This window comes from Mariniradius saccharolyticus AK6, assembly GCF_000330725.2.
GTDB classification, from domain to species: domain Bacteria; phylum Bacteroidota; class Bacteroidia; order Cytophagales; family Cyclobacteriaceae; genus Mariniradius; species Mariniradius saccharolyticus.
Genome location: NZ_AMZY02000001.1, coordinates 107,318 through 122,500, shown reverse-complemented (window position 1 = coordinate 122,500; position 15,183 = coordinate 107,318). Strand labels below are relative to the sequence as shown.

Sequence of the window (15,183 nt, the reverse complement as noted above, 5' to 3'; positions counted from 1 at the left end):
ACACTCGACCCAAATGAACCAGAAAACCATCTTGGCATTTATTGCCATTTGTTGCTTTTCCATCTCCTGTACCCGATCGGAAAAGGAAACGAAAGTTATCTCCGAACCCGAAGGAGACATTTATGCAGAGCACATTCGGAGTTCGGAGTATCAGACCCCGGAGGAAGAAATGGCTGATTTTGTTTTGCCACCGGGATTTGAGGTCACGCTTTTTGCCTCTGAACCGATGATTGGAAAGCCCATCAACATGGAGTTTGACGAAAAGGGGAGGCTATGGGTGAGCCAGTCGTTTGAGTACCCCTTTGCGGCAGAGCCCGGCGAGGGCAAGGACCGCATTTCCGTTTTAGAGGACACAAATGGAGACGGGAAGGCGGACAAGATTACGCATATCGCAGAGGATCTGAATATTCCCATTGGCTTGCAGCCCGTAAAAAATGGCCTAATCGCCTACAGCATTCCCCATGTATATCGATTTTGGGATGACAATGGAGATGATATCGCAGACAGAAGGGAAGTCTTGCTTGGGCCATTTGAGCACAAGGACACGCATGGCATGGTCAATAATTTATTTAGGGGATTTGATGGTTGGATACATGCCTCCCACGGATTTTCCAATGTGTCGAAGGTCGCCGGAAAGGACGGCGACACCATCAAGATGGTCTCGGGAAATACCTTCCGGTTCCGTCCCGATGGGAGTAGGGCAGAGAAAACCACCGACGGCCGTATCAATCCTTTTGGGTCTGATTATGATGAATTGGGCTACCACTACTCAGCCGATTGTCATACCATGCCTGTGTACCAATTGATTTGGGGAGGCAACTATACCCAATGGGGCAAGAAAACTCCCCATATGGGATTTGCACCGGAGATGATGGATTATGGATTGAATTCCACGGCGCTCTCTGGGTTGGTTTACTATACCGACGACCAATTTCCGGAAAAGTACCGTCATAGCTTTTATTCAGGTGATGTGGTGACTTGCCGCATCAGCCGCAATACGATGGAATTCCAGGGAAGTACACCGAGGGCCACGCGGCAGGAGGATTTTTTGGTAAGCAAAGACCCTTGGTTCAGGCCTGTTGATATCAAGATCGGTCCGGACGGGGCGATGTACATCGCTGATTTTTACAACCGGATCATTGGCCACTACGAGGTTGCGCTGGACCATCCGGGTAGGGATAGGATAAGCGGCAGGATTTGGAAAATCACCTACAAAGGAAACCAAAGACCCATCACTGATTGGTCAAAGGCTACGAAAGACGAGTTGTTGGATGGGCTTGCGGGTCCGATTTTGCATCAACGGATGATAGCCACGGATGAATTGGTTGACCGAATCGGGCAGGTGGCCGTTACTGATTTGTTGGCACTTGCAAACAATCCGTCAATTCCCCAAGCGCAGCGCATCCAGGTCAACTGGGCGTTGTATCGTTTGGGAGCCATGAATAGGGACATTCTGTTTGGCGCCCTAGGCAATCCGGACAGGGGAGTGCGCATGCATGCCTATAGGCTTTTGGCAGAGTATCCAAGCCCCGATCCCAAATTGAGGGCAAAAGCGGTGACCGATTTAGCCGATCCTGATCCGCATATCCAGCGGGCAAGTGCAGAGTTTCTCAGCCGTCATCCGGGAATGGACAGCTATCAACGCTTGGTTGAAATCCATGAGGGAATCCCTGACTACGATACCCACTTGGCATACACCGTCAAAATGGCCCTTTTCCATCATTTGCAAATGCCAGAGATATTGAAACTTGCCGTCAACAAACCTTGGCCGAAGGAGCAGGAGACCCTGCTGGCTTTGGTTTTGTCGGATATCCCAAGCCCCCAAGCTGCTGGGTTTATTCTGGCCCATGCGAAGCGATATGAAAGCGCCATGGAGCGCAACGTTGGTTTTGCCGAGGCGATGGCTAGGAGTTTGCCGGCAGCAAAAAGACCGGAACTGCTGGACTGGGCAAAGGGGGTCGCAAAAGACAACAGGAAGGACGCCCACGCTTTGGCCGCTGCATTGGATCGGGGATTTACCCAGGGCGGATATCAGTCGCCAACGGGTTTTGAAACTTGGTACAAGGATTTGGCAGTGGAAATCCTGAAGACCTCGGCAAACGGAAAGCGAACAGAAGAATCACTAAAGGATCCTTTGCTTTTTGCGACACAAACAGCCGGTCGCTTTAAGATGGCGGACCAAATCCCTTCATTAACGGCACTTTTGACCAATGCTTCAAACGATGAGGACGTACGCGCGGAGGCAGCCAAAGCCCTGATGACAATTGCGCCAGTTAACCATAGCAAGGTGGTTGGCGATTATTTCAAAAACGTCAATGAGGCCGTATCCTTCCGACGGAAATTGGTCGCGATCCTGTCGATTTGGGACAATGATGCCGCCAGGAATTTATTGGCGGATGGATTGAAAAACTCCCCTCCCGAGCTGCAGGAGACAATTGCCGGATCCCTTGCCAAAAATCCCAAGGGCAAGACTATGTTGATGGACAGAATCAAAGCAGGTGAGGCCCCTGCGCGGATACTGTTGGCGAGAAATGTAAGCGAAGCCATGTTGAACCAGATTTCCCCTGACCAAAAGGCTCTTTTCGAATCACTGACGGCCAATTTGATCCCCGTATCGGAAGAGCGACAGAAATTGATCGATGCGCGGCTGGCCCGATTTGAACCCAGGGAGGAAATGCTCAATCCCGGTTCGAAGGTGTTTCAACAGCACTGTGGACAGTGCCATCAGATTGCCGGAAAGGGGGGACTGATCGGGCCCCAGTTGGATGGGATTGGGAATTGGGGCAAAGAGTCTTTAGCGACAAAGATTCTGGACCCGAACCGCAATATCACAGAGAATTTTAGAACCTATCATATTTCATTGAAAAATGGACAGACTATGACAGGTCTTTTCAGAAGGGAGCAAGGTGAAACCACTGTTTTCGCAGATCAGACTGGGAAGGAATTTTCGGTTGCGAAAAATGAAGTGAAGGAGATGAGCCCATCCAAATCCACTTTGATGCCAGACAATTTCCACGCAGTATTGACCGAATCCGAGTTTGATGCCTTGCTTACTTATTTGCTCAAAACCAAATAGTTGAAGATCCAAATGATGACCAAATTAATGCAAAATCTAAAAGCCATGTTGAATCCAAGGTTTCCCATTTTCCTCAGTCTATTCCTGTTGATGGGGTCGGGGGCATTCGCCCAAAAACCGCGTACCGCCGTTCCCGGCGATCGGATATCGTTCAAAAAACATGTCTTGACGAGGGAGTTCTTGGCGGAAGGCGTGGCAGTAGGTGACGTGAATCGTGATGGCTTGGTGGATGTGATGGCGGGCGCTTATTGGTTTGAAGCACCAGACTGGAAGATGCAGGAAATGACGAAGCCGATAAAGTTCGAATACGATAAGGGTTATTCCAATGCGTTTGTCAGCCATGGAATCGACGTGAATCGGGACGGATGGGTGGATTTTGTGCGGATCGGATTTCCGGGAAAGGAAGTGATGTGGTATGAGAATCCCAAGAACCAGTCAGGGTATTGGAAAGCCCATGCAATCTATCCCACTTTGGGCAATGAGTCGGCAGGGTTTTATGATATTGACGGTGACGGGGAGTTGGAAATCATCGGAGGAAATCCCTATACAGGAGAAATCATTTGGCTCAAAGCCCCCAAATCCGGGAATGGCGAATGGACCCGCTATACCATCAACCCACAAGATGGCCTTGGTACGGCACCTTATTACCATGGCCTCGGAGTCGGTGATATGAATGGGGACGGTCGGATGGATGTGATCATCCGCGAGGGTTGGTGGGAGGGACCTGCGGACCCGACCCAACCAAACTGGAAATTCCATCCTGCCAATCTCGGTGAAGCGGCCGCACAGCTGTTTGCCTACGACTTCAATGGCGACGGCTTGAAGGATGTGCTCTCCTCCTCGGCGCACAACCAAGGGATTTGGTGGCATCAGCAAATAAATGACAATGGTGTCAGTTCTTGGAAAACACATACCATAGACACCACCTATACCCAGACCCATGCGCTTTCCCTCGTCGATATCAATGGAAATGGGATTCCCGATTTCGTGACGGGAAAGCGGTTTTTTGCCCATATGGGCGCTGATCCCGGAGAGTATGATACACCCTATTTGTATTGGTATGAGTTTGTCCCCGGCAAAGAACCGCGTTGGATTCCGCATGTGGTAGACACTGATTCCGGAGTAGGGGTACAAGTCCTCACCCAAGATATCACTGGTGACGGCCTGATGGACATCATTGTCGCGAATAAGAAGGGGGTGTTTGTTTTTAAGCAGGAGAGGTGAGGGCGGAGCGTGAAAAAAACAGTCCGGTGGACTGTTTTAGCGACGAGCCAGTCCCGAAAGTTATCGGGAGCGGGGCTGCTCCCGCCGATTCGAAATGAAAAAAGCCAAGCAAACGCTTGGCTTTTTGAATGCAGAGGAGGAGGGATTGACTTCGTCGATCCCGAATTGGGGGAGTTGCAAAAGAAAAGCCTCTTCACTTCGTTCGATTTGGGCTTTTTGCACTTCAAGCAGCTCAAGCAAGCTTGGCTCCTTAAAATGCAAAAAGCCCAGCGCTTTGCGCCAGGCTTTCTTTTGCAGAGGAGGAGGGATTCGAACCCCCGGAACCTCTCGGTTCAACGGTTTTCAAGACCGCCGCGATCGACCACTCTGCCACTCCTCTATGAAATTGAGTCGTTTTCAAGACCGCCGCTCCCGATAGCCATCGGGACGACCACTCTGCCACTCCTCTATGAAATTGAGTCGTTTTCAAGACCGCCGCTCCCGATAGCTATCGGGACGACCACTCTGCCACTCCTCTATGTGATCCGTTCTTTTACGGATTGCAAATGTAGATGGATTGCTGGAATTTGCAAAAAGGAAAAAGGCAAAAATTGATTGTTTTGGGCTAAGGAGCTCAATTTTTGGGACTTATGTTTTTTACTCAAAACCATTCCTGCCGCATTTCTACGGTTACTTGGTCCAAGGACGACAGTCTTTTTCCCAAGCCATCCATTTTCACCAATTCATATTCGTAGAAATACCGCATGGCCGCCAATTTTCCATATAGGAAATCAGACTGGCCATTCTCCCTTTCCAATGATTCCGTGGCGGTGATTCCCATTGCAAGCCATCGCCAGGCCACCACCAAAATGCCCAAATACTCCAAGTACAAGGAGGCATCCGCCAAAAATACTTCCGGATCCTTGGGAGCTTTGGCGACAAGATGCTGGGTGAGGGCACCAGCCTTTTCGAGGTAGCGCTGCAGACTCTGGGAAAACGGCCTGAGTTTTTCTTGCTTTTCAGCCGAATGGATGGTTTCAACAATAGCCTTTGAGAGCAGTCTCAAAGCCATTCCCTCTTTCATCAGCACTTTTCTCCCCAACAAATCCATGCCGTGAATCCCCGTCGTGCCCTCGTGGATAGGATGGATGCGGGCTTCGCGGTAGTATTGCTCGACAGGGAAATCCCGGGTGTACCCTGCGCCTCCAAGGACCTGCACGGCTGCAGAGGTTGTGAGGCAACACATTTCGGAAGGATATGATTTGGCTATTGGGGTCAATAAATCCAGCAGCAAAGCGGCTTCCTCGGCATCATTTCCGGCACCTGCATGTGCGATATCCGCCAATTGGGAACAATATAGGATCAGGTTCAAGGCGCCTTCGGTAATCGCTTTTTGGAACAACAGCATCCGCTTGACATCGGCATGTTTGATGATGGGGACTTGGGGTTGGGAAAGGTCCTTTTCTCCGAGTTTTCTTCCCTGGGGCCGTTCTTTCGCATAGTCCAAGGAAGCGTAATAGGCAGCGGTGCCGATAGCGACTGCATTCATGCCGACGCCGATGCGCGCTTCGTTCATCATTTGGAACATGTACGCAAGGCCTTGGTGGGGTTCTCCGACCAGATATCCCTCACAACCATCCTGCGAGCCAATCATCAAATGGGCAATTGGAGCGCCTTTGTAGCCCATTTTGTGGTAGATACCCTCCGTCAGCACGTCATTGCCTTCTCCCGAGGGAACACGTTTTTGGGGTACCACAAAAAGGGAAATGCCTTTTACCCCCAGTGGCGCACCGGGTATCTTGGCCAGCATGAGGTGTATTACGTTTTCGCAGGCATCATGGTCCCCGCAGGAAATGTAGATTTTTTGGCCCTTGATTTTGTAGACTCCGGGACGGTCGGTAGGGTGGGCCGTGGTCCTGATATCCGCCAAGGAAGATCCGGCATCGGGTTCAGTCAGTGCCATGGTGCCTTGCCATTTGCCGGACAGCATGTTTGGGATGAAGGTTTCCTTCAATGTTTGACTGCCGAAAGTCCGAATAAGATTTGCTGCTCCTGTGGTCAAAAATGGATAAACCGAAGCCGAATAATTGGCGGATTGGAAGATAAATCCGGCCGCCATGTGCATGACGCTGGGAAGTTGCTGTCCGCCTTCGTCGTAGGAAAAGGTGGCATTGATCCAGCCCCCTTCCGCGAATTGACGAATAATATCCCCCATGGCGGGGTGGACGTGGATTTTTCCGTCGACGAGTTGGGGCTCGTTCCTGTCCATATCCGTCAGGTGTGGCCGAAGTGACTGTGTTGCAATTTGCTCTGCACTATCCAGCACCATTTGAAAAGTCTCCCGATCATGGTCTTGGAAATAGGGCAACCTGCCGAGTTCCGTCACTTGGAGGTTTTCGAAAAGTTGGAAGTGAAGATCTTTTTTTGAGAAGTACATAGGTGAAAATTAGATTTGAGACACAAGACACAAGACACAAGACACAAGACACAAGAATCAAGAGACTAGAATCAAGAAACAAGAGGCAAGAAATGAGAGTGGATTTTTGATGTTTCTAGAGAATTGAATCGCCAGATTCAGCTTTGAGAAACGCAGGCCGAATCTGTGGGATGCGGACCCCTTACCGTGGTCGTTTCTATCGACTATGGTCTATGGACTATCAACTCAATAACTCAATAACCAATAACTCAATAACCAATAACCGATAACCAATCCTTATTTCCCCCCAATCTCCCTAATCACCCGGCAGGGATTCCCGGCGGCGATGACATCGGCAGGTATGTCCTTGGTAACTACAGACCCTGCTCCAATGATGCTGCGGGGGCCGATTTTTACCCCAGGGCAAATCACAGAACTTCCCCCAATCCAGACATCCTCACCAATTTCAATCGGTTTGGCGTATTCCAGGAGGCTTGCGCGCTCCTTCGCATCTATGGGATGGGTAGCCGTGTAGAATTGGACATTGGGTCCCGCCATTGCCCGGTCTCCGACGACAACCGGCATGACATCCAGAAACACGCAATTGAAGTTGAAGAAAACACCTTCGCCCAGAAGGATATTGTACCCATAGTCGCAATAAAACGGCGGCTCAATCCAACTTCCTTTTCCCATTTTTCCCAACAATTGCTCCAAAATCCCAGTCCGCTTTTCAACCTCTTCGGGAAACGCATCATTGTAGCTTTTTACCAGTTGCCTGGCGCGGATTCGCTCTGCCGTCAATAGGGGGTCCGAAGCCATATATAGCTCTCCGGACAGCATTTTTTCTTTCTCGGATTTCATGCTGATTTCATTTATAGTTTGTTGGTGACAGCCTCCAAAGCCCGCTTGGCCTGATCCAGGTGCCGAAGTTCATGGGCGGTGATGATGTCGAAAGCCCGCTCCAAGGTGTAGACGATGAGCTTGTTGGCCGGGGAATGGATGACGGCTTTCTTTTCAAGAAAAGGGATCATTTCCTGAATTTTCTCCTCAAATTCCCTTTGGTGAACCATGAACCTGCCGATGATTTCTGGATCGCCAATCTCTACCTTTGGTTCCCAAAGCGGAAAGGTTTTGTATTTCTTTTTGCCCCCATCGCTGATCGATTTGAAAACCATATCGCCAAACATCTTGGTGAAAAAAGGAAACCTTCCGATAAAAGCCCCATGGTAGGTCCCTCTTTTGAGGTTGTCAAAAATGGGGTAATAACTGCGGTTGATCGTGATCAGGTGTTGCAGGTTTTCGGCGATGCTCCACTGTTGGGGATGTGGCTTGGCGTATAGCGTTTCCAAGTTCAGCCCCGCAAAGTGCGTCTCCACTTCTTTGGAGACGAAGCGGAAGGTGTCTATCCAACTTTTGGTTTTATCGAAAATGCTCATTTTTTGGTGGATTGGGATAGTTCGGAAATTGCCTGCATCATCGTCTCAGCGGTATTTTTGCCCAAAGAAGTCCGGGTGAGGTAGGCTGCATGGGGAAGCGTGGGATCTTCAAAATAGCTGGGTTTGAGGATATAGCCGAGCGCGTCCTGCCCGAGTCCAAGGACAAATTTTGGCCCCTCAGGCATCATCTTTTTGGTTTCCAAGGAATGGAATGGCGTGCTTTCACCGGGATGCGTGGCAAAAGTAGCCTCTCCGATTCCGAACCAAGTGACTTCTGATTCGACCATTTCCCCGATGTTCCGATCAAAAATCCCCCCGGCAGCTAGGGCCTTCCAAGCTTCATTTTCGACGGGGAAGAGAATGGTTTTTCTACTGAAGAAAATACGGTCCGATTGCAAGGGCGTTTCTTTTTGGTGGGCATTGATGACCGTTTCGGCCAAGTCCCTTCCTCTTTGTAGGGCGATTTGGTAGTCGGCTTTGTCTTTCGGTTGCACCCAGCCGCCAATGGCACCTTGCAGGAAGAGATGCTCTCCGCCCCAATTTTTTTCCATGGCCTTGTAGAAACCCGCCAGGTAATCGGCTGATATCTCGGAAAATACCGCATCCAGATGGGTTGGATGGCAGGCGAAATTGGTCAGGGATGCGACGGTTTTTTCTTCCTGATCGACAAAACGAATAGAGGTCACTTCCCGGTCGATTTCCTCTCCACAGATGTTTTCGACCCAAGATTCACCAAAACTGGCACGGGCAAAACGGGCGCTGACGGGCTGTAGGGATTTGGAAGCTTCCAGGATTTGGGCAGAGATCGTTTGTACCAAAAAATCCATGTACTCGGGGTTCCGACCACTTTGACTGTAGTCTTTACCCCAAATCCCCACGACATCGGGTCCTGAATGGGTATGGGTGCTGGAAATGACAATGTTTTCCGGGGAAAAAGGAATATCAAAAGGCATCAGCGCCACGGCTTCCCTCACTTTTTGGAGTTCGGGATAAAGTAGTCCAATGCAGTCTACCGTTACCAAGGCAAGGGCTTTTTCTCCATCATACAGCACCACCGCTTTGGCATAGAGGCTGTCCAAAACCCCGGTGAACACCCGGTTTTGTTTGTCTCCGGCAATGAAGGCACCAAGCGGCGGATTGATGGACGCCTTCGAAACGCCTACCAAAAGTTCAGGGCCTTTTTTGGATTCCTTGGGTGCCGCGCAGCCTAGGAGCGATAAAATGCAAAGACTCAGAAAAAGCAGTTTTCTCATTTTGGATGGGTTTATTGGTAAGAGAAGCAATGCCATTGAAAGATAAAAATTCTTTCGCTAGAGGCAGATGATAAGACTGTTTTTATTGCTGCCTCCCGAACTTATTTCCGGGATTGGGATGTTAGAAAATGTTTTTAACCCAACTATGGCAAAATCAAGACCGAAGGAAAACAGGGTCACTATGGCCCATGTTTTCAAAACCATCATTTGGCCCAGAAGGAGGCATCTTTTCACCGGCCTTTTTTTGATCATTATCTCAAGACTTTCCGGCCTCGTGCTTCCCGGAGCGAGTAAGTTTTTGATCGATGATGTGATTCCATCCAACAACCTTGACTTGCTAAAATGGCTGGTCATCGCCGTTGTCGCGTCCATTACGATTCAAGCAGTCACCTCTTACGCATTGACCCAAATCCTGTCCGTGGAGGCGCAGCATTTGATCTCGCAACTCCGTGCCAAGGTCCAGCGCCACATCATCCAGTTGCCCATCAGGTTTTTTGACAATACCAAAACCGGCGAGTTGGTATCCCGCATCATGACTGACGTGGAGGGTGTACGTAATCTGGTGGGTACCGGCTTTGCCCAGATGATTGGCGGGGTCTTGACGGCGGCAATTTCTTTGGGCTTGTTGATCTACATTTCGCCGCTGATGACTTTGTACGTCTTGGTACCGGTGATCATTTTTGGGCTGATTTCATTAAAGGCTTTTGGAAAAATCCGACCCATTTTCAGGGAGCGGGGTAAAATCAACGCCGAAGTCACGGGCCGACTGACAGAGACCTTGGGCGGTATCCGCGTGATCAAAGGCTTCAATGCGGAAGCGCAGGAGATCAAGACCTTTGAGGCCGGGGTAGAGAGGCTCTATCTCAATGTGAAGGCCTCTCTGACTGCGACGAGTTTCGTGACATCCTCAGCGACTTTCCTGCTCGGTTTGGCTTCGGCCGGCATTATGGGCATCGGTGGCTATATGATTATGGATGGGCAGATGACCTTCGGGGACTTTTTGGCATTTACGCTTTATCTCGGCTTTATGATCGCGCCCATCGTCCAAATGAGCAATATCGGCAGCCAGTTCACGGAGGCATTTGCAGGACTGGACCGGACCGAGGAGATCATGAATACGCCCTTGGAGAATGCTTCCGGCAAACGAACCATCCAACTCCCCGGACTGAAGGGAGACATCCAATTCAAGAACGTTTCCTTCGCTTACGAAGAGGGGAAGGAGGTTTTGAAAAACATCAGTTTCCATGCTCCTGCGGGTTCGGTGACGGCTTTGGTGGGGACTTCAGGTTCTGGAAAAACGACCATCGCGGGATTGGCGGCTTCTTTTTTGAATCCGGAATCGGGTATGATTACCGTGGACGGAGTGGATTTGGAGCAGTTGACCTTGGATTCCTACCGTTCCCAGTTGGGCGTAGTGTTGCAGGACGACTTTCTATTTGAGGGAACGATCCGCGAAAATATCCTTTTCCCGCGGCCAAATGCGACTGAATCCCAACTACTGCAAGCCGTAAAGGCGGCCCATGTGCATGAGTTTACGGATAGGTTTGAAAAAGGCTTGGATACCTTGATCGGGGAACGTGGCGTCAAGCTATCGGGTGGACAAAGGCAACGGATCGCAATCGCACGGGCGATATTGGCTGATCCGCGGATTCTGGTATTGGACGAGGCTACTTCCAATCTTGATACGGAAAGCGAATCCTTGATTCAGGCGAGTCTGAAGGAACTGATGCAGGGAAGGACGACTTTTGTGATCGCCCACAGGCTCAGCACCATCCGACAGGCAGATCAGATCCTTGTGATCGAGCATGGCCAAATCGCCGAACAGGGCCAGCATGAAGAACTGATCGAGAAGAAAGGAAGATACTATCAGCTGTACACCTATCAGGCGAGGATTTGATGGGTTTCTATTGGGAAAAAACCAAAGTCGATTGGCTTTCAACCAAAAACCCAATAACCAATCACTTTCATCTCCCCTTCAAACACGCCTTCAGTCCCGTCTGGATAGCGGTTGGTTTGAGGCCATAAGCCTTTTCGATCTTGGAGGAATCAAAGCAATAGTCTTGGTCCAATTGGTAACGGAGTTCGACAACTTCCTTGAGAATTGGGGTGAAAACTCCCAATAGCTTGACCATCCATGCAGGCACGACCATCAGCTTGTTGCCCATTTTCAGCTCTTTTGCTACGATATCCACGATCTGCTGTCCGCTTGGATATTCATTTGAAGTTGGCAGATGCCATACTTGGTTCCAGGCGCTTTCGTGCTGCACCAATTCGGCCATGGCCCGGGCGCAATCGGGGATATAGGTAAACGAGTGCTTCTTGCTGCCGCTGTACAGCCATTGTGGCGTCTTGCCAGCCATCATCCGGTTGATGACGATTTCATGCAGGAAACTCAGTTTGGCGCCCGGACCATAGAAATCCGCCGCCCTCACAATCATGGCCGTCAATTTGGAGGAACTGATCGCATCCAATACCATCTGCGCTATCTTTGCCCGTACTTTTCCCTTTCCGCTTTCCGGCCGCATGGGCGTTTCCTCGGTCAGGTGACCAACATGTTTCGGGTCATAGGCATACATGTTGTCAAAAAAGACGAGCCGTGCACCGTGTTTCTCGCAGGAATTCAGCACGTTTTCCATGATCACTGGCCATTGCTCTTGCCAGGTTTTCACATTGTAGGGAATACCCGTCACCAAATACACTACGGAAGAACCAGCTACAGCTTTTTCAACATCCGTGGAATTCAATAAATCGGCCTTTACCAATTCATCGTTGGCGTTGATCGCTTTCGGGTTTCTGGAAACGAGGCGGATTTGGACCGGCTTTTTGGAAAGCTCATTGGCGAGCGCGGTGCCGATATTGCCCGTGGAGCCCAAAATGGTGTGGACAGGGGTGGTTACCATTGGTGTCATCGGTTTTGAATAGTGAAGATTATTTGACGGCTTCGACCTTGAAGCCCGCTTTTCGCAATAATTGGATCACGCCGGAATCGGACGGCAGGTGGCCGGCACCGACGGCAATGAAGGCAGATTGGTTTTTGACCAGCTCTTCGATTTTTGGGATCCAGTTTTCGTTTCTTTGCTTCAACAGCAGGTCACCGTATTGTTGGAACATCTCATTGTCCGTGATGATCTGATACATTTTGTCAAGGTCTTGCGAAAGATAGGTTTCGACGAGTTGGTTGAGTTCGGCAAGCGCGTCCTTTTCCGTTACCATTTCTGCTAGATCTTCGATTTGGATCTTTTGCGGGATTTGGTCAAACATGCCAATTTGGAAGGCGGCTGTCTCGAGGCCGATCACTTTCTTTCCTTGGGATTTTGCTTTTTCGGTGAAAAAAGTCTCGTAACTGCTCTGCTGCTCGCAGGGAAGCATTTTGATCATCACCATAGAGGACAATACAAAAGGCTTCAGAATGCCCAATTGGTCCAGTCCTGCCCCATAGTGCTGGGTCAAAAATCCACTCAGCGCGGCCGCCTGCTCATCCGTGAATTCGCCTTTGATATTCTTGAAACCGGGATTAATGGAGAGCTGCTGCATTTCGGCCATCAGGTTCGGGTCGGTCATGTCGATTTCCAATGCAAGGACTTGGGCGGATTCGAGGGCTTTTTCGATTTTTGGTTCCATCCAGAACTGCTCCTCACAGATGATGTGGATTGTGCCAAACAGGTAGGAATCCTGTTTCAAGCCATTTCCGCTGATCCGCCAGAGAAGTGAATTGTCAAGGGTCTGTGAAATGGATTGGAGGACGAATAGCAGGGAAAAGGCCAGCGCTAAAAATGTTTTCGATTGGATGGATTTCATATACAAGGATTTCAAAAGATGGTTTTAGGGTTTCAACTTTAACCAAATATACTGACTGGCGGTGTAAAATGGTATTGTCGTTAAGGGTTGCAGGAAAAAGGTGATGGGGCAGTCTTTTCTCATTCAGGGAAGGCCCGCGTGTAACGCTTGTCACAAAATATGGGATAGGAAATCTGCAATTTTATCCCGTTCAATTAATTTGCCTAAGTCCATGCTTTGCACGAACATATAGGTTTCATCTCACCAAACTTTATCCAAACCCAAAATGAATCCATCCAAAAGAGACTTCCTCAAGAAAATCACCGCACTCGGTGCAGGTTCCGGCTTGCTTCCATTGAGCGGCTTGGCCAATGCAGTTGGGCATTCGGAGGAACAGACAGGTAAGCCAGAAAGGTTTACTGTCGGACTGTTTCAGACTACCGATGTGCATTGTCAGTTGCATCCCCATGATGAGCTCTTTTGGGAAAACGGAAAGACCGTCTTTAGGAAAACAGGCGGATACGCTGAAATGGCCGCTTTTTTGGAAAAGGAAAGGGCAAAGTATCAACATTCTTTTCTGGTCGATACTGGCGATATGTTCCAGGGTTCCATGCTTTCGGTCAAAACCGAAGGAGAAGCTTTTGTGCCGATTTTGAATGCCCTCGACTACGACCTATATCTTCCGGGTAACTGGGAAGTGATCTATTATAAGCCAGCCATGCAGTCCCTGATGGGATCGCTGTATGCACCAAAAGTATGCGCCAATATGTACCATGACCTCGGCAATGGGGAAAAAGGCGAGCTGATTTTTCCTCCCTACTACATTTGGCACGTCAATGGCGTCAAAATTGGATTTCTTGGCTACAATGACCATTTGATCCCACAGCGTCAATCCCCGAACTACAGCAAAGGGATCATTTTCACCAAACCGGAATACAACCTCAAGCATTACGTCGAAGTCCTCCGCAACCAGGAAAAGTGTGCATTTGTCGCCGTACTTTCCCATACGGGCCTTTCGCAGGAGATACATTTGGCAAACCTTCCGGAATGCGAAGGGGTGGATTATATCTTTGGTGCCGATACCCACGAGCGTGTGCGTGTTCCGATCCAATGCAGATATGCCAAAGTCGTGCAACCAGGGGCTTTTGGATCTTTTGTGGGGAAATTGGAATTGACTTTCGAAGGTGGAAAAGTGGTAGGGGAGCGCTATAGCCTTTTGGAAGTAGATGCGAACAAAACGAAACCCTCGAAGGAAATGCGGGATTTGGTACAACAAGCTGAAGCGCCGTTTTTATCCGAAATCAACGAAGTGGTAGGTCATTCGACAATTCCGCTCTATAGATATTTTGTGATCGAAAATCCGATCGATACGATGGTGTTGGATGCCTTGGATTGGCAGTTGCCAAACATTGATATCATCCTGTCTAATGGTTTTAGGTTCTGTCCGCCCAGAGCCACACCCGACGGTACCGGAAATATTCCAATAACCAAAGGCTTTATTTTTGACATGCTGCCGGTGGATTCGGTCGTGCGAACAGGAGAAGTCACGGGTGCCCAAATCAAAACCTGGCTCGAACGCGAACTCAACAACGTATTCGCAGAAGATGCCTCCAAGCGTTTTGGGGGTTGGGTGACCAAGTTCAAAGGCATGGAGGTAGAATTCTATGCGTATGGCGAGGAAGGTAAGCGGGTGAAATCCATCACCGTCGGCGGTCAGGCAATCAGCGATGACAAAGTGTACTCCATCGCGGCCTGCGAGCGGGACGGAGACCCTGCGGATATGGTCTGCCGGATGCGCAATGTGAAAAACACCCAAAACACGTCCTACACGCTTCATCAGGTGATGGTCAACTACCTGAAGGCCAATTCGCCGGTGACGCCGAGGCCAAGGGGAGCCGCTAAGGCATTGGACGCACCCGCTACGCTGCTGACCCAGGTGCGGGGAGTTGACTATGAATTCCGATAAAATGAAGCAAGGGCTCCAATAAGCCGGTTTTTGGTATTGGAGCCCTTGTTGTGATT

The 15,183-nt window shown here is 49.7% G+C and carries 10 protein-coding genes and 1 tRNA gene; 4 read left to right on the top strand and 7 right to left on the bottom strand.

From position 1 onward, the window contains the following. Positions 1-13 precede the first annotated feature (13 nt). Positions 14-3,076: a PVC-type heme-binding CxxCH protein gene (locus C943_RS00540; RefSeq protein WP_008623314.1), complete on the top strand. Its 3,063-nt coding sequence runs from the start codon at positions 14-16 to the stop codon at positions 3,074-3,076. A 12-nt stretch (positions 3,077-3,088) separates the two neighbouring features. Then, the gene (locus tag C943_RS00535) at positions 3,089-4,300 is read left to right on the top strand and encodes an FG-GAP repeat domain-containing protein (protein ID WP_245545488.1); all 1,212 of its coding nucleotides are present in this window, start codon (positions 3,089-3,091) and stop codon (positions 4,298-4,300) included. A 294-nt stretch (positions 4,301-4,594) separates the two neighbouring features. Here the strand turns inward: C943_RS00535 and C943_RS00525 are convergent. The 5 genes from C943_RS00525 to C943_RS00505 all read right to left on the bottom strand — a co-directional run bounded on the left by C943_RS00525 (position 4,595) and on the right by C943_RS00505 (position 9,384). Further along, a tRNA-Ser gene (locus tag C943_RS00525) sits at positions 4,595-4,679 on the bottom strand. Positions 4,680-4,940: 261 nt separating this feature from the next. After that, a complete protein-coding gene (locus C943_RS00520; protein WP_008623310.1) occupies positions 4,941-6,716 on the bottom strand; it encodes an acyl-CoA dehydrogenase in 1,776 nt (591 codons plus the stop codon). Positions 6,717-6,992: 276 nt separating this feature from the next. Then, positions 6,993-7,556, bottom strand: coding sequence for a sugar O-acetyltransferase (locus tag C943_RS00515; RefSeq protein WP_008623306.1), 564 nt, complete (start codon positions 7,554-7,556; stop codon positions 6,993-6,995). Between the two features lie 11 nt (positions 7,557-7,567). Further along, positions 7,568-8,131 (bottom strand): DinB family protein, encoded by a 564-nt coding sequence (locus C943_RS00510; RefSeq protein ID WP_008623304.1) that lies wholly within the window; start codon positions 8,129-8,131, stop codon positions 7,568-7,570. Beyond that, positions 8,128-9,384, bottom strand: coding sequence for a neutral/alkaline non-lysosomal ceramidase N-terminal domain-containing protein (locus C943_RS00505; protein ID WP_008623302.1), 1,257 nt, complete (start codon positions 9,382-9,384; stop codon positions 8,128-8,130). Before C943_RS00505 ends, C943_RS00510 begins: the two co-directional genes overlap by 4 nt. Before the next feature lie 145 nt (positions 9,385-9,529). Here C943_RS00505 and C943_RS00500 point away from each other — a divergent pair, with 145 nt between their 5' ends. Next, a complete protein-coding gene (locus C943_RS00500) occupies positions 9,530-11,281 on the top strand; it encodes an ABC transporter ATP-binding protein (RefSeq protein WP_040478370.1) in 1,752 nt (583 codons plus the stop codon). Positions 11,282-11,348: 67 nt separating this feature from the next. Here the strand turns inward: C943_RS00500 and C943_RS00495 are convergent, their stop codons facing one another. Together C943_RS00495 and C943_RS00490 are read right to left on the bottom strand one after the other, a co-directional pair. Then, positions 11,349-12,284 (bottom strand): NAD-dependent epimerase/dehydratase family protein, encoded by a 936-nt coding sequence (locus C943_RS00495; protein WP_157198369.1) that lies wholly within the window; start codon positions 12,282-12,284, stop codon positions 11,349-11,351. 28 nt (positions 12,285-12,312) lie between these two features. Further along, positions 12,313-13,182, bottom strand: coding sequence for a TraB/GumN family protein (locus C943_RS00490; protein ID WP_008623297.1), 870 nt, complete (start codon positions 13,180-13,182; stop codon positions 12,313-12,315). A 265-nt stretch (positions 13,183-13,447) separates the two neighbouring features. Between C943_RS00490 and C943_RS00485 the strand changes: the two genes are divergently transcribed. After that, positions 13,448-15,127: a bifunctional metallophosphatase/5'-nucleotidase gene (locus tag C943_RS00485; protein WP_008623296.1), complete on the top strand. Its 1,680-nt coding sequence runs from the start codon at positions 13,448-13,450 to the stop codon at positions 15,125-15,127. Positions 15,128-15,183: the final 56 nt, after the last annotated feature.

Excerpts from the sequence above, each read along its gene's own strand:
- C943_RS00540 (WP_008623314.1), top strand. The coding sequence starts at position 14 with ATGAACCAGAAAACCATCTTGGCATTTATTGCCATTTGTTGCTTTTCC.
- C943_RS00535 (WP_245545488.1), top strand. The coding sequence starts at position 3,089 with ATGATGACCAAATTAATGCAAAATCTAAAAGCCATGTTGAATCCAAGG.
- C943_RS00520 (WP_008623310.1), bottom strand. The coding sequence starts at position 6,716 with ATGTACTTCTCAAAAAAAGATCTTCACTTCCAACTTTTCGAAAACCTC.
- C943_RS00515 (WP_008623306.1), bottom strand. The coding sequence starts at position 7,556 with ATGAAATCCGAGAAAGAAAAAATGCTGTCCGGAGAGCTATATATGGCT.
- C943_RS00510 (WP_008623304.1), bottom strand. The coding sequence starts at position 8,131 with ATGAGCATTTTCGATAAAACCAAAAGTTGGATAGACACCTTCCGCTTC.
- C943_RS00505 (WP_008623302.1), bottom strand. The coding sequence starts at position 9,384 with ATGAGAAAACTGCTTTTTCTGAGTCTTTGCATTTTATCGCTCCTAGGC.
- C943_RS00500 (WP_040478370.1), top strand. The coding sequence starts at position 9,530 with ATGGCAAAATCAAGACCGAAGGAAAACAGGGTCACTATGGCCCATGTT.
- C943_RS00495 (WP_157198369.1), bottom strand. The coding sequence starts at position 12,284 with ATGGTAACCACCCCTGTCCACACCATTTTGGGCTCCACGGGCAATATC.
- C943_RS00490 (WP_008623297.1), bottom strand. The coding sequence starts at position 13,182 with ATGAAATCCATCCAATCGAAAACATTTTTAGCGCTGGCCTTTTCCCTG.
- C943_RS00485 (WP_008623296.1), top strand. The coding sequence starts at position 13,448 with ATGAATCCATCCAAAAGAGACTTCCTCAAGAAAATCACCGCACTCGGT.